Source organism: Tropicimonas isoalkanivorans (genome assembly GCF_900112335.1).
GTDB classification, from domain to species: Bacteria; Pseudomonadota; Alphaproteobacteria; order Rhodobacterales; family Rhodobacteraceae; genus Tropicimonas; species Tropicimonas isoalkanivorans.
On the sequence record NZ_FOLG01000007.1, the window covers coordinates 83,335 to 107,393 of the forward strand.

Below are 24,059 nucleotides of genomic sequence, written 5' to 3' on the forward strand. Positions count from 1 at the left end.
CGCCATCGGCCCGCCCCTCCCCGGATGTCTCGTGGAGGAAAATACCCTCGGGGGGAGCGCCGCCAGGCGCGGGGGGCAGACAGCCCCCCCTCCCCGGCAGCCGCCCTGCACAGAACGGCCATCAAAACCGACCGTCGCGGCAGGGCAGCGCATGGACAACGCCGCCGCGAGGCGTATCTCTCATCGCAATGACACATGACAGCGACATCCTGATCGTCGGCGGCGGGTTGAATGGCCCGGCGCTGGCGCTTGCCTGTGCCCAGGCGGGCATGACATCCACCGTGATCGACGCCCTGAGCCGGGAGGTCCGAACCGACGAAGGGTTCGACGGGCGCTCCTATGCTCTGGCCCTCGCCTCGCAGCGCCTTCTGTCGGCCATCGGCATCTGGACCAAGGTGGCCGAGCACGCGCAACCCATCGAACATATCGTCACCACCGACGGCCGCCCGGGCGAGGGGCCGGTTCTGCCCTTTGCGATGCATTTCGACCATGGCGAACTGGACGAAGGCGCGATGGGGTACATGCTGGAGGACCGTTACCTGCGGCGCGCTCTGCTGGAGGCAATCGAGGCAGAGCCAAAGATCACCCACCGTCCAGGCGAGACGGTCGTGGCGCAGCAGATCACCCCGACGGAGGCCCGTGTGACTCTGGAGTTGGGCCAGTCGCTCACCGGCGCGCTCCTTGTGGGCGCGGACGGACGCAAGAGCGGCGTGGGCCTACGGGCGGGCATCCAACGCACTGGCTGGGACTATGGCCAGACGGCCCTCGTCTGCGCGGTGGAGCACGAAAAGCCCCACAATGGCACAGCGCACCAGTTCTTCATGCCCCATGGGCCGCTTGCGATCCTACCGCTCCCGGGGAACCGCTCCTCCATCGTCTGGGCCGAAGAGCCCGAAACGGCAAAGCATATCTCCAGCCTCGACGATGAAGGATTCCTCGCCGCGCTGCGCCCGCGCTTCGGCGATTTCCTGGGCGATATCAAACTCGCCGGGAAGCGTTTTCGCTACCCCCTCAATCTCACGATGGCCAACCAGACGGTAAAGGACCGGGTGGCCCTCATCGGGGATGCGGCCCAAGGCGTGCACCCGATTGCGGGACAGGGGTTCAATCAGGGTCTGGCGGACGTGGCGACCTTGACGCAAGTGCTGGCCGATGCGCGCCGGCGGGGCGAAGATATCGGCTCGATTCTCGTGCTCGACCGCTACCGCCAATGGCGCAGCTTCGACCGCGCGACGCTGGCCTTCGGGATGGACGCGGTTAACCGGCTGTTTTCCAGCGACAATCCCCTGCTTCGGATAGGGCGCGGCCTCGGCATGGGGATCATCGACAAGCTCCCTGCCCTGCGGCGGACATTCATCCGGGAAGCGGCGGGCGTGTCCGGCGACGTGCCGAACCTTTTAAAGGGTAAGCCGGCCTGACGCGGCAGGCCGGCGTCACTCAAGAACGCGCGCTTCGTCGATGACCAGGATGGGTATGCCATCCCGGATGGGATACGCCAACCGCGCCGCCCGCGACACCAGTTCCTGCCGCTTGGCGTTGTAGGACAGGACCGTGCGCGTCTGCGGACACACCAGCGCCTCCAGCATCTTGCGGTCGAAAGCGGCGCCCTTTGACGCGGTGTCGTCGCTCACTGCATCACCTCGGTTCCGTCGTCGCCGGAATGGAGCGAGAATTCGAGGAGCGCGGTCAGTGTCTCCCGCCGGTCGGTCAGCGTGGGCGCCTCCAGAAGGGCCTGCTTGTCTCCCACGCTCAACGGCAACAGCATCGAAAGCGAGTTGAGCATAAGCTCGTCGTCGGCTTCTTTCAGGCTGTCCCAATCGGTGGAGAGACCCTTTTCCTCCAAATACCTCGCGAGAAGGTCCAGGAAGGGCACGCGGCGGAATCCCTCGTCGCGTTCCGTTGGCCCGATATCGCGCTCGAATCGGTCCCAGGCGACGTCGGCCCGCGGATAGGGCGTGAACCCTTCCAACTCGGAGAGGATGCGAAACCGGGACATCCCGGCCAGCGTAATCATATACCGACCATCTTCGGTTTCCGAAAACGCAGTCAGCCGTCCGGCGCAGCCGATCGACTGAAGCCCGCCCTTCGCGCTCCCCTCGCGGGGTTGCACCATGCCGATCAGCCGGTGCTCCGTCTTGAGCGTATCGTCGAGCATTGCGAGGTATCGCGGCTCGAAGATGTGCAACGGAAGCCGGGCGCGCGGCAACAGCAAAGCGCCGGGCAGTGGGAACAGCGGGATCGTATCCGGCAGATCGGTTATTGCAAACATAGCCTCAAGGTAGCCGGAACGGCCCGTCAGGCAAATATCATCGAGCTCAGTTTTCTGCGGCCATTCAGGACAATCGGATCCGTGGGCTTCAGAGCATCGAAAATGGTGAAGAGCTGAGACTTCGCGGCGCCGTCGTTCCACTCGCGGTCACGGCGGAAAAGCTCCAGCAACTCGGCGACAGCGCCCTCGGTATCGCCGCTCGCATGAAGCGCGGTGGCAAGGTCGAACCGGGCCTGATGATCGGCCGGATCCGCATCGACGGCCGCGCGCAATTCGGTCAGCGGGCCTGCATCCGCGGCCTGCTTGGAGAGGGCCAGTTGGGCACGCGCGGCCTCGACCTCAGGCGCGTTGGCGATTTCGGCTGGAGCAGCGGCCAAGAATTCCTCCGCCTTTTCCGTTTCGCCCAGTGCCAGATGTGCGCGGACCAGCCCGCCGTAGGCTGCGGCATTGTTCGGGTCCTCGCCCAGGATGGCGGCAAAGGTCTGCGCCGCGTCGACCACGGCGCCGTCGGCCAACATCCCCTCGGCAGCCTCCACGGCCTCCGCCAACCCACCGTCGCCGGCCAGACCCGCGACGCGCTCAATGAAGGCCTTCACTTCCGATTGCGGCAGGGCACCCTGGAACATGTCGGCCACCTGCCCCTGATAGAAGGCAACGACGGTCGGAATGGATTGGAGCGGCAAACCCTGTTGCGCCAGCATCTGCGCCAGGCGCTGGTTCTGGTCGACGTCGATCTTGACCAGCTTGACCCGACCACCGGCGGCCTGCACAGCGGCTTCAAGAGTTGGACCCAACGTCTTGCAGGGGCCGCACCAGGTTGCCCAGAAGTCGACAATGACCGGCACCTCCCGGCTGGCATCGACCACGTCGGCCATGAAGGTCGCTTCGGTCCCGTCCTTGATTAGGTCGGCGGCGGCGGTCTGCGGGGCATTCTGGCCAGATTCCAGCATTTGGAGGCTCCTCGTCAATGGGTTGGGCGATAGATGGCGTATCGTCGCCCCCCTTGCAAGGGCGCCTCAGAGGTCGAAGGTGGCGAAGACAGGGGCATGGTCAGACGGTTTCTCCCAGCCGCGGACATCGCGCAGGATCCGACTTCCATGGGCGGCGCCGGCAATATCGGGAGTGGCCCAGATGTGGTCGAGCCGCCGTCCCTTGTCCGCGGCGTCCCAATCCGGCGACCGATACGACCACCAGGAGTAGAGCCTGCCTTCCGGAATGTCCGCCCGGGTCACGTCGACCCACCTGCCCGAATCCTGTACATCCGCCAGATGCGCAACCTCGATCGGGGTATGGCTGACGATCTTCAGAAGCGCCTTGTGGTTCCATACATCGTCTTCACGCGGGGCAATGTTCAGATCGCCCACGAGGATCGCCCTCTCCGGGCGGTGGTCCCGGAACCAATCGCGCATCGCGGTGAGGTAATCGAGCTTCTGGCCGAACTTCACGTTGATCTCGCGATCCGGCTTGTCACCGCCTGCTGGCACATAGAAGTTGTGGATGACCACGCCGTTCTCCAGTTTGCCGGAGATATGGCGTGCGTGGCCCAGATCCGCAAAATCGCGGTCCCCGATATCCTCGATCGGCATCTTCGACAGGATGGCCACGCCATTGTAACCCTTCTGCCCCCGCGCGATTATGTGCCCGTACCCCGCTTCTGCGAATATCTCGGTGGGGAGCTTCTCCAACGGGCACTTGCATTCCTGCAGGCACAGGATGTCCGGAGCCTCATCCCGCATCAGCCGCGTCACGAGATCGGCCCGAAGTCGGACGGAATTGATGTTCCAGGTGGCGATGGTGAAGGGCATGGAGCGCGGTCCTCGGGCTGGTCGATGCGACACAGGCTTAAGGCGGTCGGCAGAGAATGGCCAGTGCGTGAAAGGGGGGGAACGATCCCCCGTGGACCGGTGTTATGGTCCGGACGACCACTACCAAAGGATTCCTTGATGGCCGCCCGTTTTCTGCCGCCCCTTCTCGCCGTCGCCCTGATCTGCGCCAGCCAAGCGCCCGCGCAGGAAGATGATGCGGGCCGTGTCAGAGGCACGCTGGACCTTACCGTGTTGGCCTGGTCCGTCCGCGGCACCCAAACGGATAGCGCCTGGCACGACGACGGCGCATCGACGTCGATCCGTTTCGTCGCTGCCCCGGAGGAGGCCGATCCTTCGCCGCGTTTGACCGTCTCCCTCAGCCTCACAAACGACGATGAACCCGAAGTGACGGCGGCGGAGGTGCTGCTGGATCGGGGCGATACCGAGTTGACCGCTTCCGGGAAAAACCTCGAACTGACCGTGACGGATTTCCAGCGGCAGGGGTCGGACATTGCCGTTACCGGCAATCTCTCGGCAGCCCTGACGAAGGCGAACATGGTCGTGAGCTCGACCGAGGAGCCGGATGCCACGCTCGACGTGAGCTTCAAGGCGACCCTGCCACCGGCCAACTAAGCGCTGGCCCATCGGCAGCGCTCCGGCTCAACTGCCGCGTTAGGCGATCAGCTCCTTAACGGAGGATTAGAGTTGGTCGGCGACAGTGCCCCAATCGTCCAAAAATCCCTTGGCCGTGTGCGTTTGCCGCGCTTCCGGCGTGCGATGCCGAGAAGTCGCCGTGTACTGTTGGAGAGCAACAGTATCACCGTCAGAAACGGCTCCGGCGTAGGCTTCCAGCGTTCAGTGTACCCGTCTGTAAGCTCCAGCGTCTCGCCGTCCAACACTTCCAGAAGCATTCCGTGATTTTCGCAATCGGTGCCGGCCACCTTGAAGGTCGTGTTGAACCGTCCCCCGGGTCTCAGGTCGATGTCACGCGCGGTAACCTTGTGAGGCTTGGGGACGAAATCGTGTGAAAAATGCGCCGGCGTCGTCCAGCACACCCAGACAACCGCGCGCGGAACGGCGAGGGTCCGGTCCAGGCGAAGGTCAGTCTCCAGGTACAGGTCCATGCGCACTTCTTTCGACATGGGCCGTGAATGCCTTGCTGCGGCGCAAAAAATAGCCCGGGCGAGAAGCCCGGGCCAGTGCAACAGGGAAGATCCGGCGCCCGAAATCGGGCAGCGCAGGCATACGCTACTTTAAAATGGTTAACGCTTCCCTGACCGCTGCGTCCTATGCAACCAGCCGGTAACCACCTGATTCCGTCACGAGCAGGCGCGCATTCGAAGGATCCGGCTCAATCTTTTGCCGCAGGCGGTAGATGTGCGTTTCGAGCGTATGCGTGGTAACCCCGGCGTTGTAGCCCCAGACCTCATGCAACAGCACGTCCCGCGCGACGACCCCCTCGGACGCCCGGTAGAGGAACTTAAGGATGTTGGTTTCCTTCTCCGTCAGCCGGATCTTCCGTTCGCTCTCGTCGATCAGCATCTTCATCGCCGGCTTGAAGGTGTAGGGGCCAAGCTGGAACACGGCGTCCTCCGACTGCTCGTGCTGGCGAAGCTGAGCCCGGATCCGCGCCAGAAGCACCGGGAACTTGAACGGCTTGCTCACGTAGTCGTTGGCGCCCGCGTCCAGCCCCAGGATCGTGTCGGCATCGCTGTCGTGACCGGTCAGCATGAGGATCGGGCATTTCACCCCCTGCTTGCGCATCAGCCGGCACAACTCCCGACCGTCCGTATCCGGCAGACCCACATCCAGGATCACGAGGTCGAACAGACCCGCCTTCACCTTCTCCATCGCCTCATGGCCTGACGCAGCCTCGAAGACGTCAAAATCCTCGGTCATCACGAGTTGTTCGCTCAACGCTTCGCGCAAATCTTCCTCGTCGTCGACCAGCAGAATTTTCTTCAACGTGCCCATGTCGAAACCCTCCGTTCGTTGATCGGCAGATGCGTGCGGTTGACGTGAACGGCAAGAATTGCTGCAAGATTATCACGCCGATGTGTGTGCGGGACCGGATATGTTTCATCTTCCTGCACCATTTGGATCGTGGTAACCCTCCGCCCCGAACCGAGCGAGCCGCCATGCCCTTGTCCCCCAGCCCCGCCGAACGCCGCGCCCGTGCCCGCGCCGACCTGCGCATGGGTGTACCGGTGCATTTGAGGCTAGGCGAACAGGCGGCGCTGGTCGCGGCAGTGGAAAGCCTCTCGCCGGAGCGTTTTGCCCAACTCACTGCGAGCCCAGGGGCAGTTCTTGCCGTCACCGCTCGCCGCGCCGAGACGCTGAAGGCCCGCCCGTATGACGGGGATCTTGCCCGCATCGCTCTTCCCCGTGGTGCCACCCTCGCCTGGGCGCAATCGGTGGCCGACCCTGCCGACGATCTCGCCGAGCCGATGAAGGGGCCGTTTCGCACCGAGCGCGAGGGCTCCGCCGCGCTTCACCGGGCGGCTATAGCCCTTGCCAAACAGGCCCGGTTGCTGCCCGCCGTCCTGCTCTGCCCACTGCCCGACCCGGGCTCTGCTGACGCGTTGGACCTGACCACGCTGGATCTGGCCACCGACGGCCTTCCGGCGGACGCGGCAAACTTCCAGCAGGTCGTCTCCGCCCGCTTGCCCATGGCGCTTTCCGGCGCGGGCCACCTGCACGTCTTCCGCCCCGACGATGGCGGGGAAGAACACTACGCGGTCGAAATCGGCCATCCTGACCGGGCCAAACCTGTCCTGGCCCGACTGCACTCCGCCTGCTTTACCGGCGACCTGCTCGGCTCGCTCAAGTGCGACTGCGGCCCGCAGCTTCACGCCGCCCTCGCCGCCATGGGCGAGGAGGGCGCCGGCGTGCTGCTTTATCTTAACCAGGAGGGACGCGGTATCGGTCTGGCGAACAAGATGCGCGCCTACAGCCTTCAGGATCAGGGGTTTGACACGGTGGAGGCCAACCACCGCCTCGGCTTCGAAGACGACGAGCGCGACTTCCGCATCGGCGCTGCCCTGCTGCGGGAGATGGGGTTCTCCAGCGTCCGGCTGATGACGAACAACCCGGCGAAGATCTCCATGATGCAGGCGCAGGGAATCGACGTGACCGAACGCGTGCCGCTCAAGGTCGGCCATACCGAGGAGAATGCCGCCTACCTTGCGACAAAAGCCGCCAAGTCCGGCCACCTGCTGTGAGCCCCTTCGACCTCGTCCTGACCCAGCGCGGCGTCCGATTCCAAGGTCGCACATTTCCCGCGGCCATCGGGCGCGGCGGCGCCCGATCCGATAAACGTGAGGGCGACGGCGCAACGCCAAGGGGCACGCATCATATCGTCGGAATGCTCTACCGCGCGGACCGGCTCACGCCGCCAAGCACTTGGGCCCGGAATATCCGGCTGGGCGACCTGTGGTCCGATGACCCGCGCGATCCGTCCTACAACCATCTCGTACGGGCTCCGCACCCCTTTGGCCACGAATGCCTGCGCCGCCCGGATCCACTTTACGATGTGATTCTTCTGACCGATTGGAACTGGCCTGCCGCAACACCCGGACGGGGCTCCGCCATTTTCCTCCATACCTGGCGCAAACCACGTCACCCGACCGAAGGATGTATCGCTTTCCGCCGCGATCACCTGCTCTGGATCGCAGCTCGGATTGCCCCCGGCACCCGTCTCATCGTGCCCTGAACCGCTTTTTGTGTCGGAAAATATCCCCGCCGGAAGCAAGAGAGTATCGTCGCGCGGTCAACCGTAATCGCGCGCTCCGAATATCGCAGAACCGACCCGCACATGGGTCGCCCCCTGCGCGATCGCCTGCTCGAAATCGCTGCTCATCCCCATGGAGAGCCCTTCCAGCCCATTGCGTTCCGCAATCTTCGCGAGCAGCGCAAAGTGCAAGCTCGGCTCTTCGTCCACCGGTGGAATGCACATCAACCCGGTGACCGGCAAGTCGAGAGCGCGAGCGTCCTTGATGAATCCGTCCGCTTCGCTCGGCAGGACTCCCGCCTTCTGCGGCTCTTCGCCAGTATTCACCTGTATGAAGAGCGGCGGGCAATGCCCCGTTTCCTGTGCCAGCCGTGCCAACGTTCCCGCCAGCTTCGGCCTGTCCAACGTATGAATCGCGTCGAACGACTCCATCGCCGCCCGCGCCTTGTTGGTTTGCAACGGGCCAATCAGGTGCAATTGGACCCCGTCGAACCGCTCTCGGAACTCTGGCCACTTCCCCTGCGCCTCCTGCACCCGGTTCTCCCCGAAAACACGATGGCCAGCCTCCAGCACCGATTCGACGCGATCCAGCGGCTGCACCTTCGACACCGCGATGAGCGTGACCGCCCCCGCCGTTCGCCCTGCCTCCGACTCCGCGCGCGCAGTCCGTGCCTGTATGTCCTCAAGCCCCATCCGGCAAAACTCCCTCGCGGTCCAGCGCCTCGATCAATGGCGCCAGTTCCTTTTCGTATTTCCGCCAGGCCTGCGCCGAACTGCGGTAGATCGGCTGACGCACCTGGCTCACGGAAAGCGTGCGCACTTCGCCCCGCGCCTCGTGGAAGGACAGACAGCTGTCCTCCCACGGCACGCCAGCCGCCGCCACGAGCGCCCGGCTCTGGCCCTCCGGGTCTGCCACGAGATCCTCGTAATGCACCTCGTGGAAGCCGCCGGGAAAGACGCTGCGCCAGAACTCCAGGATTTTCAGGAAGCAGGCATAGTACCCAGCCAAGTCGGCGAGATCATAGGCGTAGCGGTGCGTGCCTTCTGCAAACATGTTCTTGTAGATCGAGAACAGCATGTCACGCGGGTCCCGGCGCACGACGATGAAACGCGCCGAGGGAATGGCCTGCTTCAGCAGTCCCATCACCATATGCGACTGAATCGACTTGTCGGTGACAACCCGGTCGAAGTTCACGATGCGGCGCAGGGTGTCGCGGTAAGCGCAGCCCAACCGGGCGATGTCGTCCGCCGACACGTCGGCCATCGCCCGAAATCCACCTCCGCGTTTGCCGAGGACGCCGTAGGCGAGCCGCACCGCGTGGGGCAGTTCCCCAGCCCCGGTGATCTGGGAATGGCTGGCGAGGATCTGCTCCACCAGCGTCGTGCCAGACCGCGGCAGGCCAGTCACGAAGATCGGAGCGAAGTCGTCCGGGCCTCCGGCGGCGGCGGTGAAATCGTAGCCTTCGAATGCCCGAATGAGCCCGTCGACCTCGGCCCGACGCGCGGCAATATCGTAGCGGTATGCAGCCTTCATCTCCGCGTTGGCGGGGGTGAGATAGCTGAAGACACGGTCGGTTTGGGCCGTATCTTCCATTGCCTTGGCGAGCGCAAACCCCAGTTGGACGCGCTGACCGCCAGTGAGACGCTTGTCGCGGTAGGCCTTCTCCATCTGGCCGATCAGAGGATCGCCCGGTTTGAATTTCCTGTTGGCCGCCAGCAGCCGATAGAGGTCGCCGCGCATTGGAGCCTGTTTGAGTGCCTTGCGCAGTTCCTTCTCGGCCGCATCGAAGTCGCCCAGCCGCTGCAACAGGAATGCCTTATCGATCCTGTAGCGCACATCCTTCGGCGCCTTCTGAATCAGCGACTCGTAGGTAGCAAGCGCCTCCTCCCCCCGCCCGGCAGCCAAAAGGCTCTCGGACAACGCTGCAAGGATTGCGGGTTCGGCGGGTTTCAGGGCACGGGCGGCCGTGAGGTGACGAACTGCGTCGTCGGGGCGGCCCAGGCGTTGCGCGATTCGGCCCATGTTGAAATGGACTTCCGGGCTCTTCGGCACAACCGCGAGGATGCCGGCGTAGACAGCACGTGCCTCCTCCAAACGGCCCGCCTGCTGCAGGGCGAGCGCGCGCTTGTATTCAGCAGGGGCACGAGCGGGATTGAGAGGAAGCATGACCGGCTCCGGGATAATGGCCCCCTCAGCTATCATCCCGACGCCCAAAAAGAAAAGAGCGGGCAAGTGCCCGCTCTTTCCTGCAGAATATCCGATCCAGAGATCAGAAGTCCATTTTCAGACCGAGCGACCAGGTGTCGAACTCGGTGTCGAACGTCTCGTTGACGTCGTACACGGTGTCCGTGAACTCTTCCAGGATCGGGTCGTAGCCGAGGAACGAGCCTTTGATCTTCAGGTCAGCTTCCGACTTGCCGTAGCCGGCGAGGATCGAAAGGCCGCCACCGAGGTCGTAGCCCATGGCAACGCCGTAGCCCGAGGTGTCGAGCCCGGAACCGCCTTCGTACTCGAAGGAGTGCTCACCGTAGTTGACGGAGATCGAGAAGGCTTCCCAAGCGTAGCCGGCGCCGATGCCCCAGAAGGAACCGCTATCCAGGTCGTCGCCGCTCCAGTCGGAGTAGCTGCCGCCGAAGGAGAAGCCGTTGTCCATCTCGTAACCGGCGGAGATACCGGCAACCGACACGTCATCGCCAAGCGCGACGAGCAGTTCGTCGGACTCGCCGGTGTTCGCGTCGAAACCGAAGACGCCGTCGAATGCTTCGATGAAGCCAGCTTCCTGCTCGGTGAGGGTAAGCGGGTCGAGATCGAAGAACGCAGAGGCGAATTCGTTGGACAGTTGGTCAACCTGGGCGTCGGTCAGGCCGAAGCCGACGGAGCCCTGATCACCTTCTTGGTAACCGATGCCGAGCTTGAGGGTACCGGCACCCAGTTCCGGGGTCCATTTCGCACCGATGGCCCAGGCCAGGTCGTTGCGGTCCACGTCGCCGAACTCGGTTTCCAGAACGGTGTCCGAACGGTCGTCGGTTTCCAGCGACAGGGCGAAGCCGAAGTCACCGTAGGTGTAGTCGTAACGGAAGATCTGGCCGTCGTAGATGCCGTCCAGGTAGGTGTCCTGACGGCCCCAGTGGGCGGTCTCGGAGTCGTCGATCGTGCCCGGGTTGCCCCAGTCGGCGGCGTCGGTCAGCGCCCAGTCAAGCGCGCCGTCGGTATCGCCCATCGTCACGGTGCCGAATTCGCCGCTCAAGAAGATTTCGACGTCTTCCATTTCGCCCGTGTGGTTGCCCAGATCAGAAGCGGAGTCGAGATCGACGTTCGCGCCGAAGGTCAGACCGTTGTCGGCCTCACCGGTCATCGTAAAGTCAACGTCGACATCGTTCCAGAACTGCGACTCGACGTCTTTACCACCGACGACACCCATTTCAGCCCACCCGCTCAGGGTGACCTCTGCGGCCGCGGCGCCCGCGAACGCGACCAGTGCGGTCGACGTAAGAAGAACCTTTTTCATCGTTTTCCCTCGTGTATCTCAAAGGTGCACCGCAACCCGGTTTTGGCCCGAGCTGGGTATGTGGACTGTCTCGCTCCGCAGGTGCTTGAATGCAAGGCGCCGTTAAGACTGGGCCGGCCGGCCGCGCGTTTTGGTGCAGCTTTGCCACAGTAGCAAAAGCCTGCCGAACGCCTGGGGACTTGTGAGGCCAAGCCGCCTCCGTTAGACCATGCGGAAAGGACACGAAAGGGCGGGTACGGAATGACTTTTCAGCGTGTGACGCGGACAGCCGCTGCACTGAGCCTGGCGGTCCTTCTGGCAGCGTGCGGCGGCAACCCGTTTTCCAGGAATCCTTCCGGCAACGTACCCGACGAGTTCAACCCGCGCGTAGACGACGAAGGGCGGGAGCGGGACACGATCTGGGACCTGTTCTCGGACGCCGACAATCCGAACGTCACGCTCGAGGTTAACCGTTACCTCTGGAATGCGTCGCTCGACGTCCTGAACTTCCTGCCGATCCAGCGGATCGATCCCTTCTCCGGCGTGATCGTGACCGGCTACGGCACCCCGCCCGGCGGGGGCCGCGCGTATCGCGCCACGGTCTATGTGACGGACCCGGCGCTGGACGCCCGGTCGCTGAAGGTCGCTCTGGCCACCCGGTCCGGCCCGGCCGATCCGGACACCGTACGAGCCGTCGAGGACGCCATCCTTACCCGCGCCCGACAGATCCGTATCGCCCACTCTCAACTCTGAGCAGAGCAATTCGCGCACTGGACGCTGGCGCACCCCGCCCTTATCAAGCCGCGCAACGCCTGAAGTCACGTGAGCCGAGGTAGCGCGATGTCCCGCCTGATTCCGTCTGAAATCGAACCAAAGTGGCAGGCCGCGTGGGACGACGCGGAGTGCTTCCGGGCCGTCCACGATCCCGAACGGCCCAAGTATTACGTGCTGGAAATGTTTCCCTACCCGTCGGGGCGCATTCACATCGGACATGTGCGCAACTACACCATGGGCGACGTCATCGCGCGCTACAAATCCTCTTGCGGGTTCAGCGTGTTGCACCCGATGGGCTGGGACGCGTTCGGTATGCCGGCGGAGAACGCCGCCATGGCCTCCGGCGGGCATCCGGCGACTTGGACTTACGACAACATCCGCGAGATGCGCGCCCAGATGAAGCCGCTGGGCCTGTCAATCGACTGGACGCGGGAGTTCGCTACCTGCGACCCGGAATACTACGCCCAGCAGCAACGCCTGTTCATCGACATGCTGGAAGAAGGCCTGATCTATCGCAAGGCCGCCGTCGTCAATTGGGACCCGGTGGACATGACGGTGCTCGCCAACGAGCAGGTGGAGAACGGCCGTGGATGGCGGTCCGGCGCTCTGGTGGAACGGCGTGAGCTGACCCAGTGGTTCTTCAAGATCTCCGATTTCGCCGAAGAGCTGCTGGAGGCCCTCGACGGGCTGGAGAAATGGCCGGAGAAGGTGCGGCTTATGCAGGCCAACTGGATCGGCAAGAGCCGCGGCCTCCAATTTGCCTTCTCGCTGGTCGACGACCCGGACGGATTCGACAGGGTCGAGGTCTATACCACCCGGCCGGACACGCTGATGGGCGCGAGTTTTGTCGGCATATCGCCGGACCACCCGTTGGCAAAGGCGCTGGAAAAGGACAACGCCGAGATTGCCGCGTTCAACGCCGAGTGCCGCCGCATGGGGACCTCGGAAGAAGAACTGGAGACTGCCGAGAAGCGGGGCTTCGACACCGGGCTGACCGTCCGACACCCCTTCGACACGGCGTGGGAACTGCCGGTCTATATCGCGAACTTCATCCTCATGGATTACGGCACTGGCGCGATCTTCGGCTGTCCGGCGCATGACGCTCGCGACCTGGAGTTCGCCCGAAAGTACGACCTTCCCGTGGTCTCGACGTTCGAGCCGCTCGACGCCGAGGGCTTCGTGGCGCCGGATGACGGCGGCGACGCCTATGTGCCGCAGAAGTCCGAGAAGGTGAGTTACGTAAAGGGCTTTGCCGGAGACGAGGCGCAGACCGGTTCGCAGGGAATCGACGCTGCCATCGCATTTTGTGAAGACTCAGGCGTCGGCCGCGGCGTGACCAAGTTCCGCCTGCGGGATTGGGGCCTCTCCCGCCAGCGCTATTGGGGCTGCCCGATTCCGGTTGTCCACTGCAGCACGTGCGGCACGGTGCCGGAAAAACGCGAGAACCTGCCGGTCCGCCTGCCCGACGACGTCAGCTTCGACCAGCCCGGCAACCCTCTCGACCGGCACCCCACGTGGCGCGACGTGCCCTGCCCCAAGTGTGGCGCCCCGGCCAAGCGCGAGACCGACACGATGGACACCTTCGTGGACAGTTCGTGGTACTTCGCGCGCTTCACCGCGCCTCACGCCGAAACGCCGACCAACATGGCCGAGGCCGGTTACTGGATGAACGTCGACCAGTATATCGGCGGCATCGAGCACGCGATCCTGCACCTGCTCTACTCCCGTTTCTTTGCCCGGGCGATGCACCTGACCGGTCATTTGCCCGAGCGCTGCAAGGAGCCCTTCGAGGCCCTCTTTACCCAGGGCATGGTCACGCACGAGATCTACCAGACGCGAGACGCTCAGGACCGGCCCGTCTACCACTTGCCGGAAGACGTGGAGCGTCGCGACGACGGTGTCTTCCTGCGGGACACCGGTGCGGCGGTGGAAGTAATACCGTCCGCAAAGATGTCGAAGTCCAAGAAGAACGTTGTCGACCCCGTCGCCATCGTCGAAAGCTACGGCGCCGATACCGCACGCTGGTTCGTCATGTCCGACAGCCCGCCGGAGCGGGACGTGGAGTGGACCGCGGCCGGCGCGGAAGCCGCGTTCAAGCATCTGGGCAGGGTCTATCGCATTGCCTTCGAGTTGAAGGACGCGGGCGCCCCGGAGGGGGGTGCAGAGGACGCCGCGCTGGAGCGCGCAACCCACCGCGCCATCGCGGACGTGACCGAGGGGATCGAGGGGTTCGCCTTCAACACCTCGATCGCCAAGCTTTATGGCTTCACCAACACCATCGCGAAATCCAAGGCGAGCGCGGGGGCGAGGGCGCAGGCGATGCGGACCATGGCGCAACTCATGTCGCCGATGACCCCGCACCTGGCCGAAGAGGTCTGGTCGTTGCTGGCGGGCGAAGGGCTGGTGGCCCAGGCGGCCTGGCCCAAGGCCGACCCGGCCCTGTTGGTGGAGGACAGTGTCACCTTGCCGATCCAGATCAACGGAAAGCGGCGCGGCGAGCTCGAAGTGGCGGCGGACGCCGACAAGGCCGCCGTCGAAACGCTGGTTTTGGAGCATCCCGCGGTGGTGAAGGCGCTCGATGGCGGCCAGCCGAAGAAACTGATCGTGGTGCCTGGGCGGATCGTGAATGTGGTCGTCTGATCGTAGAAGCATGATTGCCGCGTTCGCGGCCGCCGCGCTCGCGGGCTGCGGCTTCACGCCTGTTTACGCGCCGGGAGGCGTCGGCGAACGGCTCTACGGACAGATTCGCGCCGACGCTCCCGACAGCCGAGACGGATATGAGCTTGTTGCCCAATTCGAGGATCGCCTTGGGCGCAGCTCCGACGCCGCACCGTATATTCTAAGCTACCACATCGTGACGGAAAGCGAGGGTCTGGCGATCACGCCGGATCAGGAAACGCTGCGCTACCAGCTCATCGGCGTGGTCCGCTACAGGCTCACCGAACGCGCGACCGGCAAGGTTCTGACGAGCGGTCAGGTCGACAGCTTCACCTCCTACTCCGCCATCGGCACCACCGTCGCCACCCGGGCCTCCGAGAACGACGCCCGGGCACGGCTGATGGTGATCCTCGCCGACCAGATCGTCGCACGGCTGACGGCAGGCGCGGGGAGCTGGCTGCCGTGAAGCTCGCGCCGAGGGACGCAAACGCCTTCTTCTCCAAGCCGGACCCGAAGCGCGCGGGCATCCTGATCTACGGCTCCGACGCGATGCGGGTCGCCCTGAAACGGCAGGATCTTGTCGCGGCGCTGATCGGGGCGGAGGGCGAGGCCGAGATGCGGTTGACGCGCATTGCGGGCGGAGATCTGCGCCGCGACCCGGCCGCGCTTCTGGATGCGACGAAGGCGGTCGGCTTCTTTCCCGGCCCGCGCGCCGTGCTGGTGGACGACGCAAACGAGGGCAGCGCGCCCGCTCTTCAGGCCGCACTGGAAGACTGGCAGGCGGGCGATGCGATGATCGTCGCTACCGCCGGGCAACTGCCTGCGCGCTCGAAGCTGCGAAAGCTGTTCGAAGGTGCCGCCAACGCCTTCGCGGCCGCCATTTACGACGACCCGCCCACGCGCGGCGAGATCAAGGCTGAACTAGCGCGCGCCGGGTTGTCGCGCACCGCTCCCGATGCAATGGCCGACCTGGAATCGCTGGCACGGGCTCTCGATCCGGGCGACTTTCGGCAAACCCTTGAAAAGATCGCGCTCTACAAGATCGGAGACGACACGCCGCTCACAGGCGCGGAAGTGGCCGACCTCGCCCCCGCCACCATCGAAGCGGCGACCGACGACTTACTGCACGCCGTGGCGGAGGGGCAAACCGCCAGAATCGGTCCGTTGATGCAGAAGCTATCCGGTCAGGGCGAAACGTCCGTCGGGCTGATCATTGCCGCCTCCCGGCATTTCCGGGCGCTTCATGCCGCCGCCGCCGATCCGAAGGGGCCGGCCGCCGGCCTCGCCCGCCAGCGACCGCCGGTATTCGGCCCGCGCCGGGACCGGATGATCCGCCAGGCCCAGGACTGGGGCCTGCGCCGTCTGGAACGCGCCCTGCCCTTGCTGGTGGACACCGACCTCGCCCTGCGCTCCGCCGGGCAGACCGCGCCACAGATGGCGCTGGTGGAACGGCTGTTCATCCGGCTGGCCTGGCTCCGGTCCGCACGCACCTGACCACCGTCGAACGCCGGGCAACTTGCCCTTTACCCTCGCCCGCCCGCGTGACAGCCTGCTCCGACGCGCCACCCAACTGGCGCGCGTGAGGGGAGGCGACGAGACATGTACACGGTGGTGGGTAGTGTGGAGAGCCGCGCGTTGCGCGTGCTCTGGATGCTCGAGGAGTTGGGCCTGGATTACGAGCACCTCCCGGCGCCACCGCGCTCCCCGGATGTGATATCGCTCAATCCCGCCGGTAAGGTGCCGGTTCTGGTCGCCGACGGCACGCCGATCACGGATTCGACGGCTATCCTCGCCTTTCTGGCCGACCGCCACGGAGCACTGACCTTTCCGGCCGGCACACTGGATCGGGCCCGGCAGGACAGCATGACCCAGTTCCTGCTCGACGAGTTCGATGCCGCTTTGTGGATGTCGGCGCGGCACAGTTTCATCCTGCCTGAAGACCTGCGGGAGGCCGCCATCAAGAAAAGCCTCCGATGGGAATTCCAGCACAGCCAAAAGACACTGGTGGCACGCATGTCGGAGGGGCCCTTCCTGATGGGCGAGACGATGACCGTACCGGATATCATCCTCACGCACTGCGGCGACTGGGCCGATGCTGCGCGCTTCCCGATCACGCAGGACCGCCTTGCGCAGTATCTCGAACGAATGCGGTCCCGTCCGGCGCTGAAACGCGCCATGGCGCGCTGACCGCCTCGGAGGTACAGGGCAAGCGAATGTGCTGCCTTACAGACCCACCGCCGCGGCCTTCCCAGCCCATCGGCCTGTCGCGAGGCAGGCTGTCAACAGGTAGCCTCCCGTCGGCGCCTCCCAATCCAGCATCTCACCTGCGACGTGAACGTCCGGTCGCGCCTTTAGCGCGAGCCCTGCGCCGACCGCCTCCCATCGAACACCGCCGGCGGTCGAAATCGCCTCGTCGAGCGGGCGCAAGCCCGCGTGCCGAATCGGGAGTGCTTTGACCAAGGCGGCCAGGGCCGTCGCCTCGCCCGGCAATGGCCTGCCGAATTCCATAAGGAGCGCCATGCGCACCGGATCGAGCCGCAGGACCTTGCGCAGGTGATTGCTCAAACTCTGCCGACCGCGCGGGCGCGCGAGTTCCGCGGCCACCTTCTCCGCCGACCAGTCAGGAAGCAGATCGAGCCACAGCGGCGCCCCCTCCCGCACACCGCGGCAGACAGAGTATATCCCTCCCCCTTCCAGGCCACGCGCCGAAATTACGCATTCTCCGCGCGTGTGCAGGCCACCGGCCGACAGAGCGATCCCCTTCAACGGTGCGCCGAAATGCCGGGCCATCGGGGCGCTCCACGCCACCTCAAGCCCAGCATTGGCCGGCGCGAAAGGCGAGAGCTCAATGCCCGCCGACGCAAGGACCGGCGCCCATGCCCCATCCGATCCAAGGCGCGCCCAACTCGCTCCGCCGAGAGTGAGTACCGTGACCCGCGCCGCCAAGGCGCGTTCGCCGTCCGCCGTTTCGAAGAGCGCCGCATCGTCACGCCACCCCCGCCAGCGCCAGCGGGTCCTTACCTCCACGCCTTTTCCCGTGAGCCGCCTCACCCACGCCCTCAGCAGCGGAGACGCCTTCATCGCCACCGGGAAGACCCGCCCAGTGGAGCCGGTGAAAACCGGTTGACCGAGCGCTGCGGCCCAGGCGCATACATCCTGCGGCCCGAACTCGGCGAGCATCGGGACCAGGTGAGGGGCCGCCTCCGCATAGGCTGCCAGAAACCGCTCCGGCGGTTCGGACTTCGTCAGGTTCAGGCCCGACTTCCCAGCCATCAGGAACTTGCGGCCGATAGAGGGCTTGCCCTCGCAGACGACGACCTGCGCTCCGGCATCCGCCAGCATCTCGGCCGCCATCAGCCCGGCAGGGCCTGCCCCCACCACCAGTGCCTGTACCTGCTCCATACCCTCGCCTTGCCCACGGTCGACGCGCGCGCCATCTTGTTTCAGACCACCGGCGACAACAAGCGGTTGCCGCCAAACGAAAAGGACCCAACGCGCCGCCGTGCCCGACAGACCGGACAACCCAAGCGACCCACTCTGCCCCCTCTGTGGCCGGCCAATTCCGCGCCACGCCCGCCAGAGCCTGCACCACCTCGTCCCGAAGCTGCGCGGCGGCAAGGGCGGGCCGACGGTGCGCCTGCACCAGATCTGCCACAACGAGATCCACGCGACATTGACCGAGACCGAACTAGCGCGCGATTACGCCTCCATCGACGCCCTGCGGGACCATCCGCGTCTGGCGAAGTTCATCGCGTGGGTCTCGCGCAGGCCGCCGGACTTCCACGCCCGCTCCCCGGGGCCGCGCCGGCGGCGCTGAGCACGCGCCGAAGGTTTTGGGTGACCAGAATCACAGGCTGGGCCATAACTGGGCATGCCCTCGTCCAAGCAGGGCGAATTATCGGGGACAGACTGAAAATGCTAAACGAATTCAAAACTTTCATTGCGCGCGGCAACGTCATGGACATGGCCGTCGGCATAATAATCGGGGCCGCGTTTACAGCCATCGTCAGCTCGCTGGTCGAAGACCTCATCAACCCGCTGATAGGGCTGTTCACGGGCGGGGTCGACTTTTCCGGACTGGCGGTCCGGATGGGCGAAGGGGAGCACGCCGCGACCTTTGCCTATGGCAGCTTCATCATGTCGGTGATCAATTTTCTGATCATCGCCTGGGTCGTCTTCCTGCTCGTCAGGGGCGTCAACCGGGTGCAGGAAATGGCAATGGGACCCAAGGAGCTTGCCGAGCCGGAGCACACCGAGAAAGACATTCTGATCGAGATCCGCGATGCCCTGACATCCCGCCCCGCGCCCTGACCACGACGGCGGGTGAATGCCCTGCTAGCGTGGGATCATGCGCTTGATCCCATTCCTGATTTCCGCCGGGGCGGCGCGAACGGCCTCCGTCAGGGCCTCGACGGCTTCGTCCATGTCCTCCGGTTCGACGATCTGGTCGACTAGCCCCCAGGAGAGGGCGGTGGCGGCGTCGACCTTCTGGCTTGCCATGAAGATCATGCTGGTGCGCGCCGGGCCGACCAGAGCCGACATTCGGACGGGATCGGAGGGTTGCGGCAGGAAGCCGAGCTTCATCACCGGATAGAAAAACTTCGCGCTCGGCACACAGATACGAAGGTCGCACGCCAGTGCCATTCCAAAGGCACCCCCGGCCAGTGTGCCATTCATCGCCGCAACCGTAAGGCACGGCAGAGCGGCGATGCGCCCGCTGACCCGCTCCCACACGCCGTCGGTGGCCAGGCCTGCGCGCGCTTCGTCCAAATCGGCCCCGGCGGAGAAGACCTTGCCCGTGCCGGTCAGCACCAGCGCCGCAATGCAGGCCTGCTCCGCCTCGGCGGCAACAGATTCGATGGTGCTCAACATCTCCCGCGTGAGGGAATTGGCCTTGTCCGGCCGATTCAGGGTAAGCGTCCAGACCGCCTCGTCCCGCCGCAGTTCGATCATTCGATCAGCCCCACCCGGCGGCGGATCGCCTCGTCGCGCAGCGAGACCTCCTGCCCCTCGAACTCGTCTGCTTCCACGCCGCACAGCCACAGGAGCGCCCGTGCCGGCCACTCGGGCGGGATGTGATCGGACCACTCCAGCTTGCTGACCGGATTGATGCCGCTCTCCTTGATGACCTTCTGCATCTCCGTCTGCACGGTTCCCGGCGAGAGGCCGATAGCGCGGATGCCCAGGTGCGCATATTCCTTGTCGACGGAGCGGGTCAGCATCGCCGCCCCGGCCTTGGACGCGCAGTAGGCGCTCCAGGCCTCCACCGGGCCGTGGGCCGCGCCGGAGCTGACGGTCAAGATGCTCCCGCTGCCCTGGCCGAGCATGACCGGCAGAACCGCTCGCATCGCGTGGAAGACGCCTTTCAGGTTCACGTCGATCGTTTGCCCCCAAGACTCGGGGTCTGCATCCGCCATGTGAACAATCGGCTCGATCGCGCCGGCATTGTTTACCAGAACGTCCACCTGCCCGAAGGTCTGCACAGTTGCGCTCACCGCCGCCTGCACCTCCCAGTACCGGGAGATGTCGCACGGGATGGCCAGCGCCGTCTCGCCGATCTCGCCGGCCAATTCGGCCAGCGCCTCGTTGCTTCGGGAGACCAGCGCGACACTGGCGCCGGCCTGCGCAAACACACGCGCCGTTGCGGCGCCGATGCCGCGGCTTGCCCCGGTGATCAGCGCGACCTTCCCGGTCATGTCGGTCATGGCTTGCACTCCCTTCTGCACCCTGCCCTCCCCGAATGCCGTTTTTTTCGACGAGGCGAAAGGGGGGACTGCATCGCATATTTGACGGGCACGTCCGCCAAGTGTGGAAGCTGGCCGAGCCGGGGCGAAACGTGCTGCTTGCCCATGCGGTCGCTGCGCCCGCCCTTGACCACACGCTGACCCTGACGGAAGGTCGGCGCAAGGTTTTTACAAGGAAGGTCGTGTCGCAATGAAACAATGGATCATGGGCGGCGTCTCCGTCGTCGCACTGGTGACCGCCGCAAACGCGAGCTGGAGCCTGACGGCGCAACAGGCATGGGAGAGCTGGCAGTCAGCCGCGGAACGCTACGGTCAGACGATGACCAGTTCCGGCGAGGCGACCATGGACGGGAAGCTGACCGTCAGCGGCGTGACCCTTACCGCCGAATTCGACGAGATGACCGTGGTCGGCACCTTGGGCGATATTGTTTTCGACGAGCAGGACGACGGCAGCGTCGACATCACGGTCCCCGACACCATTCCGATGACCGTGAACGGGATCGACGAGGCCGGCGACAAGCTCGACCTTGCAATGACCGTGACTCAAACGGACGCGACGATGACGGGGACAGACGCGGGAAGCGGGGCATCCTTCGACTACGCGGCGCCGTCGATGCAACTGACGGTGGACGACTTCAAGGTTAACGACCAGGACGTCCCGATGGACCTCCTTCTCAGCCTCGACGACGTTGAATGGAACGATACCTCCGGAGACGCCGAGCCCGGGTCCGTTGCCACGGAGTTGTCTGCAGCCGGCTCTACGTTCGACCTGTCCATGGACGACCCCGAGGGCGACGGCACCATCAAGCTGAACGCAACGGTGAAGGACATCACCTCCCGCAGCAGCGGTCGCAATATGGCTCCCGATCCCGATGGCGACGTGGGCAAGATGCTGGCCGACGGTTTTGCGAGCGCGGGTGAGGCAACCTATGGGCCCGTCACGTTCAACTTGGACCTCGACGACGGTACCGAGACGATGACGGCCAATGGCAGCATGACGGGTGGCAACGCCGTGTTCTCGCTGGACGCAGACCAGATGCGCTACGACGTGACGTACGAGGGCCTTGAGGTAACGGCATCGGGCGGTCAGATTCCGGTGCCCGAGCTTACGGCGCAGATCGGTCGCAGCGCCACGACGTTCGAGATTCCGACGCAGCCGAAAGACACCGCAGCGCCCTTCGCGATGCGGATTGCGCTGGAGGATTTGAGCGTCGGCGAGGAAGTCTGGTCCATGGTCGATCCGGCTGGCGTGCTTCCGCGCGATCCGGCGACGCTCGTGTTGGACCTGACGGGGGCCGGTCGCTGGACCGTCGACATCTTTGACGAGCAGGCCATGATGTCCGCCGAGACGCCCGGTGAACTGGAAAGCGTCACGCTCAACGCATTGGAACTCTCCATCGCGGGGGCGGAGTTGACCGGCGAGGGCGCATTCACCTTCCCCGACGCGGCCGAGGCGACACCGGCCGAGATGCAGCGCCCCGAAGGGACAGCCAATTTTAAGCTCGTCGGGGGCAACGCACTGATAGAGAACCTCTCGAAGGTCGGCCTGATCCCCGCCGAACAGCTGATGATGGTGCGGATGATGACCGGCATGTTCGCCAAGCCGGGCGAAGGGCCGGACGAACTCCTTTCCGAGATCTCCATCGATGGGAAAGGGACGATCCTCATCAACGGCGCGCCACTGCCGTTCTGACACCGTGCGGCCCGCGAGGCCGGCGAACGTGACACGTGACGCCCCGCCTGCGGAAATCGCCGGCGGGGCGTTCCGTGACAGGTGAAGCCATTCGACGGCGGCTCCCAAAAGGAATGTGGGGTGCGGCGGCCTAACGCCGCCCGTTACCGCGCCACGTCGTGTAGATCAGCCAGAAGCCACCGATGACCGAGCCGGCGAACCCGAGCATGGCGAAGACCGAGAGGCCTACGGGGAGTTTCGCGCCGGAAAAGCTCATCACCATGGAGGAGCCGACAATCAGCGCCGCCGTGACGATGGCCATGGAGACCCGCGTCACCGACCGGTCGAAACGGTCGAGGTAGCGCTCCATCCGGACCACGTCGATTCCAAGGTTGAGCTGCCCCCGCTGCGCCATCTGGAGCAGCTTCTTCAGATCGCGCGGCAGCCCCGTCACCAGATCCACCCCCTCGGCGGCCCCATCCTTCGCCTTGCGAAGGACACGGTCCGGCGCATATCGGCGCATCATTTGCCGGCGCAGGAAGGGCTGGGCCTCCGCCACCATGTCGAACCCCGGATCGAGCTGCCGGCCCATCCCGTCGAGCGAGGCGAATGCCTTGGCCATAAGCGTCAGGTCGGAGGGCAGCGCGAGGTTGTGGTCCCGCATGGCCGAGAACAGGTCCCGGGTGAGCGACGCGATATCGAGCCGGTCGAGCGCAACCCCATGGATACGGTCGATGAAAGCGTCGATCCGCCCTTCAAGCGCCAGGTTCTGCCGCTCGTCGGCGTCGGCCCAGGTGAGCAGGATCTCGGTCACCTTGTCCGGGCGGCGCTCCACCATCCCGTAAAGCAGATCCACCATCTCGTCCCGCCGCTGGCGAGAGAGTTGCCCCACCATGCCGAAATCGATGAAGACGAGCCGGTTGCCCGACAGGTAAAAGACGTTCCCGGGATGCGGGTCGGCGTGGAAGAACCGGTCCTCGAACATCATCTTCAGAACGGCATTGGCGCCTCGCCGCGCGATCTCCCGCTTGTCGAAACCACCCGCGTCCACTGCCGCCGGGTCACTGCCCCGAACGCCGTCGATAAAGGCCTGGACGTTCATCAGTTCGCTCGTCCAGTCCCAAAAGACCTTCGGCGTGGAGATCGCAGGGTCACCCTCGAAGTTCTTGGCAATTGTCTCGGCGTTGCGTCCTTCGATAGCGAAATCGAGTTCGACGTGGATCGAGTTGGCGAATTCCCTCAGGATCGCCTCTGGGTGCAGCCGGGCGACATCGTCGAACCGCCGCGCAGCGAACCGGGCGAGACGCCGGAGCAAGCGTAGATCCGCCTCGATCACACCGCGAATGCCGGGGCGGCGGATCTTGACCACCACCTCCTCGCCGGTGGGAAGCTGGGCGCGGTGGGTCTGGGCGATGGAGCCAGCCGCCAGCGGGACCGTGTCGATCCGAGCAAAGACTTCGCTTAAGGGGCGGCCGAGTTCGGCTTCGATCTCGGTCACCAGGTTCTCGAAGGGAAGCGTCGGCACATGGTCGCGCAGCTTCTCCAACTCGTGGATGTAGTCCGGCGGCAGCAGGTCCACCCGCGTGGACAGGATCTGGCCGAGCTTGATGAAGGTTGGGCCCATCTCCTCCAGCGCACAGCGCAGGCGCTCCGGTGCGGGCCGGTCGGCGATACGCTCCGCATCGCTCCTGTGCAGAAGCTCGCCCGCTTTTTCGACGATCTGGTCGACGCCGGCGTAACGCAGAAAGTCTCCCAACCCGTAGCGGATGAGAATCATGGAGAGTTCGGTCAGGCGGCGAAATTCGCCGGGGGAGGCGGGCGTGCTGGGCAAGGAACACCTCGGTGGCGCTGCGCGGCTGGCCGGGCGAGACCGACCGAGTCACAAGTCCTTGGCTTGTTAGCCGTTTGCTGGCCGAGGG

Annotated in this window: 25 protein-coding genes; 12 read left to right on the forward strand and 13 right to left on the reverse strand. The window is 65.0% G+C overall.

All coding sequences use genetic code 11. From position 1 onward, the window contains the following. The first annotated feature begins 188 nt into the window (after positions 1-188). Positions 189-1,418 (forward strand): UbiH/UbiF/VisC/COQ6 family ubiquinone biosynthesis hydroxylase, encoded by a 1,230-nt coding sequence (locus BM075_RS12785; protein ID WP_093361080.1) that lies wholly within the window; start codon positions 189-191, stop codon positions 1,416-1,418. Between the two features lie 15 nt (positions 1,419-1,433). Here BM075_RS12785 and BM075_RS12790 read toward each other — a convergent pair whose 3' ends face one another. The 4 genes from BM075_RS12790 to BM075_RS12805 form a co-directional block, all read right to left on the reverse strand. Beyond that, positions 1,434-1,586 carry a Trm112 family protein gene (locus BM075_RS12790; protein ID WP_093361194.1) on the reverse strand — a complete coding sequence of 51 codons (153 nt, stop codon included), beginning with the start codon at positions 1,584-1,586 and terminating at the stop codon, positions 1,434-1,436. 41 nt (positions 1,587-1,627) lie between these two features. Continuing rightward, the gene (locus BM075_RS12795) at positions 1,628-2,269 is read right to left on the reverse strand and encodes an LON peptidase substrate-binding domain-containing protein (protein WP_093361081.1); all 642 of its coding nucleotides are present in this window, start codon (positions 2,267-2,269) and stop codon (positions 1,628-1,630) included. 26 nt (positions 2,270-2,295) lie between these two features. After that, positions 2,296-3,219 (reverse strand): tetratricopeptide repeat protein, encoded by a 924-nt coding sequence (locus BM075_RS12800; protein ID WP_093361082.1) that lies wholly within the window; start codon positions 3,217-3,219, stop codon positions 2,296-2,298. A gap of 66 nt (positions 3,220-3,285) precedes the next feature. Then, positions 3,286-4,074 (reverse strand): exodeoxyribonuclease III, encoded by a 789-nt coding sequence (locus BM075_RS12805; RefSeq protein WP_093361083.1) that lies wholly within the window; start codon positions 4,072-4,074, stop codon positions 3,286-3,288. Between the two features lie 138 nt (positions 4,075-4,212). Between BM075_RS12805 and BM075_RS12810 the strand changes: the two genes are divergently transcribed. Then, positions 4,213-4,707, forward strand: coding sequence for a hypothetical protein (locus BM075_RS12810; RefSeq protein WP_093361084.1), 495 nt, complete (start codon positions 4,213-4,215; stop codon positions 4,705-4,707). A 47-nt stretch (positions 4,708-4,754) separates the two neighbouring features. On the opposite strand, the gene BM075_RS12815 is transcribed toward BM075_RS12810, so the two are convergent. Both BM075_RS12815 and BM075_RS12820 read right to left on the reverse strand, forming a co-directional pair. Next, on the reverse strand, positions 4,755-5,198 hold the full coding sequence (locus BM075_RS12815) for an SRPBCC domain-containing protein (RefSeq protein WP_342741249.1): 444 nt from the start codon (positions 5,196-5,198) through the stop codon (positions 4,755-4,757). A gap of 163 nt (positions 5,199-5,361) precedes the next feature. Next, on the reverse strand, positions 5,362-6,048 hold the full coding sequence (locus tag BM075_RS12820) for a response regulator transcription factor (protein ID WP_093361085.1): 687 nt from the start codon (positions 6,046-6,048) through the stop codon (positions 5,362-5,364). A 164-nt stretch (positions 6,049-6,212) separates the two neighbouring features. On the opposite strand from BM075_RS12820, the gene ribA reads away from it, so the two are divergent. Next, positions 6,213-7,295 carry a GTP cyclohydrolase II gene (ribA, locus tag BM075_RS12825; protein ID WP_093361195.1) on the forward strand — a complete coding sequence of 361 codons (1,083 nt, stop codon included), beginning with the start codon at positions 6,213-6,215 and terminating at the stop codon, positions 7,293-7,295. After that, positions 7,292-7,786, forward strand: coding sequence for a L,D-transpeptidase family protein (locus BM075_RS12830; RefSeq protein WP_093361086.1), 495 nt, complete (start codon positions 7,292-7,294; stop codon positions 7,784-7,786). The genes ribA and BM075_RS12830 overlap by 4 nt, the downstream gene beginning before the upstream one ends. Before the next feature lie 57 nt (positions 7,787-7,843). Here BM075_RS12830 and BM075_RS12835 read toward each other — a convergent pair whose 3' ends face one another. The 3 genes from BM075_RS12835 to BM075_RS12845 all read right to left on the reverse strand — a co-directional run bounded on the left by BM075_RS12835 (position 7,844) and on the right by BM075_RS12845 (position 11,313). Beyond that, on the reverse strand, positions 7,844-8,497 hold the full coding sequence (locus BM075_RS12835; RefSeq protein ID WP_093361087.1) for a YggS family pyridoxal phosphate-dependent enzyme: 654 nt from the start codon (positions 8,495-8,497) through the stop codon (positions 7,844-7,846). Beyond that, entirely contained in the window at positions 8,487-9,971 is a 1,485-nt protein-coding gene (locus BM075_RS12840; RefSeq protein WP_177208339.1) for a tetratricopeptide repeat-containing sulfotransferase family protein, read from the reverse strand. The genes BM075_RS12835 and BM075_RS12840 overlap by 11 nt, the downstream gene beginning before the upstream one ends. Positions 9,972-10,074: 103 nt before the next feature. After that, the gene (locus BM075_RS12845) at positions 10,075-11,313 is read right to left on the reverse strand and encodes a porin (RefSeq protein ID WP_093361089.1); all 1,239 of its coding nucleotides are present in this window, start codon (positions 11,311-11,313) and stop codon (positions 10,075-10,077) included. Between the two features lie 240 nt (positions 11,314-11,553). Between BM075_RS12845 and BM075_RS12850 the strand changes: the two genes are divergently transcribed. The 5 genes from BM075_RS12850 to BM075_RS12870 all read left to right on the forward strand — a co-directional run bounded on the left by BM075_RS12850 (position 11,554) and on the right by BM075_RS12870 (position 16,911). Next, complete coding sequence (locus BM075_RS12850) at positions 11,554-12,045, forward strand: DUF3576 domain-containing protein (protein WP_093361090.1); 492 nt, start codon at positions 11,554-11,556, stop codon at positions 12,043-12,045. 87 nt (positions 12,046-12,132) lie between these two features. Further along, the gene (gene leuS / locus BM075_RS12855) at positions 12,133-14,706 is read left to right on the forward strand and encodes a leucine--tRNA ligase (RefSeq protein ID WP_093361091.1); all 2,574 of its coding nucleotides are present in this window, start codon (positions 12,133-12,135) and stop codon (positions 14,704-14,706) included. Between the two features lie 10 nt (positions 14,707-14,716). Continuing rightward, complete coding sequence (gene lptE / locus BM075_RS12860; RefSeq protein WP_342741250.1) at positions 14,717-15,190, forward strand: LPS assembly lipoprotein LptE; 474 nt, start codon at positions 14,717-14,719, stop codon at positions 15,188-15,190. Beyond that, on the forward strand, positions 15,187-16,218 hold the full coding sequence (holA, locus tag BM075_RS12865; RefSeq protein ID WP_093361093.1) for a DNA polymerase III subunit delta: 1,032 nt from the start codon (positions 15,187-15,189) through the stop codon (positions 16,216-16,218). Before lptE ends, holA begins: the two co-directional genes overlap by 4 nt. A 105-nt stretch (positions 16,219-16,323) precedes the next feature. Next, positions 16,324-16,911 carry a glutathione S-transferase family protein gene (locus BM075_RS12870; protein ID WP_093361094.1) on the forward strand — a complete coding sequence of 196 codons (588 nt, stop codon included), beginning with the start codon at positions 16,324-16,326 and terminating at the stop codon, positions 16,909-16,911. A 36-nt stretch (positions 16,912-16,947) separates the two neighbouring features. Here BM075_RS12870 and BM075_RS12875 read toward each other — a convergent pair whose 3' ends face one another. Beyond that, positions 16,948-18,126 (reverse strand): TIGR03862 family flavoprotein, encoded by a 1,179-nt coding sequence (locus tag BM075_RS12875; RefSeq protein ID WP_093361095.1) that lies wholly within the window; start codon positions 18,124-18,126, stop codon positions 16,948-16,950. 100 nt (positions 18,127-18,226) lie between these two features. Between BM075_RS12875 and BM075_RS12880 the strand changes: the two genes are divergently transcribed. Beyond that, the gene (locus BM075_RS12880; protein ID WP_093361096.1) at positions 18,227-18,541 is read left to right on the forward strand and encodes an HNH endonuclease family protein; all 315 of its coding nucleotides are present in this window, start codon (positions 18,227-18,229) and stop codon (positions 18,539-18,541) included. Between the two features lie 92 nt (positions 18,542-18,633). Beyond that, the gene (gene mscL / locus BM075_RS12885; protein ID WP_177208349.1) at positions 18,634-19,035 is read left to right on the forward strand and encodes a large-conductance mechanosensitive channel protein MscL; all 402 of its coding nucleotides are present in this window, start codon (positions 18,634-18,636) and stop codon (positions 19,033-19,035) included. Between the two features lie 24 nt (positions 19,036-19,059). Here the strand turns inward: mscL and BM075_RS12890 are convergent, their stop codons facing one another. Together BM075_RS12890 and BM075_RS12895 are read right to left on the reverse strand one after the other, a co-directional pair. Then, complete coding sequence (locus tag BM075_RS12890) at positions 19,060-19,677, reverse strand: enoyl-CoA hydratase/isomerase family protein (RefSeq protein ID WP_093361098.1); 618 nt, start codon at positions 19,675-19,677, stop codon at positions 19,060-19,062. After that, complete coding sequence (locus BM075_RS12895; protein ID WP_093361099.1) at positions 19,674-20,429, reverse strand: SDR family oxidoreductase; 756 nt, start codon at positions 20,427-20,429, stop codon at positions 19,674-19,676. Before BM075_RS12895 ends, BM075_RS12890 begins: the two co-directional genes overlap by 4 nt. 229 nt (positions 20,430-20,658) lie before the next feature. Here BM075_RS12895 and BM075_RS12900 point away from each other — a divergent pair, with 229 nt between their 5' ends. Then, positions 20,659-22,161: a DUF2125 domain-containing protein gene (locus BM075_RS12900; protein WP_093361100.1), complete on the forward strand. Its 1,503-nt coding sequence runs from the start codon at positions 20,659-20,661 to the stop codon at positions 22,159-22,161. Between the two features lie 130 nt (positions 22,162-22,291). On the opposite strand, the gene BM075_RS12905 is transcribed toward BM075_RS12900, so the two are convergent. After that, positions 22,292-23,971, reverse strand: coding sequence for an ABC1 kinase family protein (locus tag BM075_RS12905; RefSeq protein ID WP_218152855.1), 1,680 nt, complete (start codon positions 23,969-23,971; stop codon positions 22,292-22,294). Between the last annotated feature and the right edge of the window lie 88 nt (positions 23,972-24,059).

Bases quoted from the DNA above. Each gene is read 5' to 3' on its own strand.
- BM075_RS12785 (WP_093361080.1), top strand. From the start codon at position 189: ATGACACATGACAGCGACATCCTGATCGTCGGCGGCGGGTTGAATGGC.
- BM075_RS12790 (WP_093361194.1), bottom strand. From the start codon at position 1,586: ATGCTGGAGGCGCTGGTGTGTCCGCAGACGCGCACGGTCCTGTCCTAC.
- BM075_RS12795 (WP_093361081.1), bottom strand. From the start codon at position 2,269: ATGTTTGCAATAACCGATCTGCCGGATACGATCCCGCTGTTCCCACTG.
- BM075_RS12800 (WP_093361082.1), bottom strand. From the start codon at position 3,219: ATGCTGGAATCTGGCCAGAATGCCCCGCAGACCGCCGCCGCCGACCTA.
- BM075_RS12805 (WP_093361083.1), bottom strand. From the start codon at position 4,074: ATGCCCTTCACCATCGCCACCTGGAACATCAATTCCGTCCGACTTCGG.
- BM075_RS12810 (WP_093361084.1), top strand. From the start codon at position 4,213: ATGGCCGCCCGTTTTCTGCCGCCCCTTCTCGCCGTCGCCCTGATCTGC.
- BM075_RS12815 (WP_342741249.1), bottom strand. From the start codon at position 5,198: ATGGACCTGTACCTGGAGACTGACCTTCGCCTGGACCGGACCCTCGCC.
- BM075_RS12820 (WP_093361085.1), bottom strand. From the start codon at position 6,048: ATGGGCACGTTGAAGAAAATTCTGCTGGTCGACGACGAGGAAGATTTG.
- ribA (WP_093361195.1), top strand. From the start codon at position 6,213: ATGCCCTTGTCCCCCAGCCCCGCCGAACGCCGCGCCCGTGCCCGCGCC.
- BM075_RS12835 (WP_093361087.1), bottom strand. From the start codon at position 8,497: ATGGGGCTTGAGGACATACAGGCACGGACTGCGCGCGCGGAGTCGGAG.
- BM075_RS12840 (WP_177208339.1), bottom strand. From the start codon at position 9,971: ATGCTTCCTCTCAATCCCGCTCGTGCCCCTGCTGAATACAAGCGCGCG.
- BM075_RS12845 (WP_093361089.1), bottom strand. From the start codon at position 11,313: ATGAAAAAGGTTCTTCTTACGTCGACCGCACTGGTCGCGTTCGCGGGC.
- BM075_RS12850 (WP_093361090.1), top strand. From the start codon at position 11,554: ATGACTTTTCAGCGTGTGACGCGGACAGCCGCTGCACTGAGCCTGGCG.
- leuS (WP_093361091.1), top strand. From the start codon at position 12,133: ATGTCCCGCCTGATTCCGTCTGAAATCGAACCAAAGTGGCAGGCCGCG.
- lptE (WP_342741250.1), top strand. From the start codon at position 14,717: ATGATTGCCGCGTTCGCGGCCGCCGCGCTCGCGGGCTGCGGCTTCACG.
- BM075_RS12870 (WP_093361094.1), top strand. From the start codon at position 16,324: ATGTACACGGTGGTGGGTAGTGTGGAGAGCCGCGCGTTGCGCGTGCTC.
- BM075_RS12875 (WP_093361095.1), bottom strand. From the start codon at position 18,126: ATGGAGCAGGTACAGGCACTGGTGGTGGGGGCAGGCCCTGCCGGGCTG.
- BM075_RS12890 (WP_093361098.1), bottom strand. From the start codon at position 19,677: ATGATCGAACTGCGGCGGGACGAGGCGGTCTGGACGCTTACCCTGAAT.
- BM075_RS12895 (WP_093361099.1), bottom strand. From the start codon at position 20,429: ATGACCGACATGACCGGGAAGGTCGCGCTGATCACCGGGGCAAGCCGC.
- BM075_RS12900 (WP_093361100.1), top strand. From the start codon at position 20,659: ATGAAACAATGGATCATGGGCGGCGTCTCCGTCGTCGCACTGGTGACC.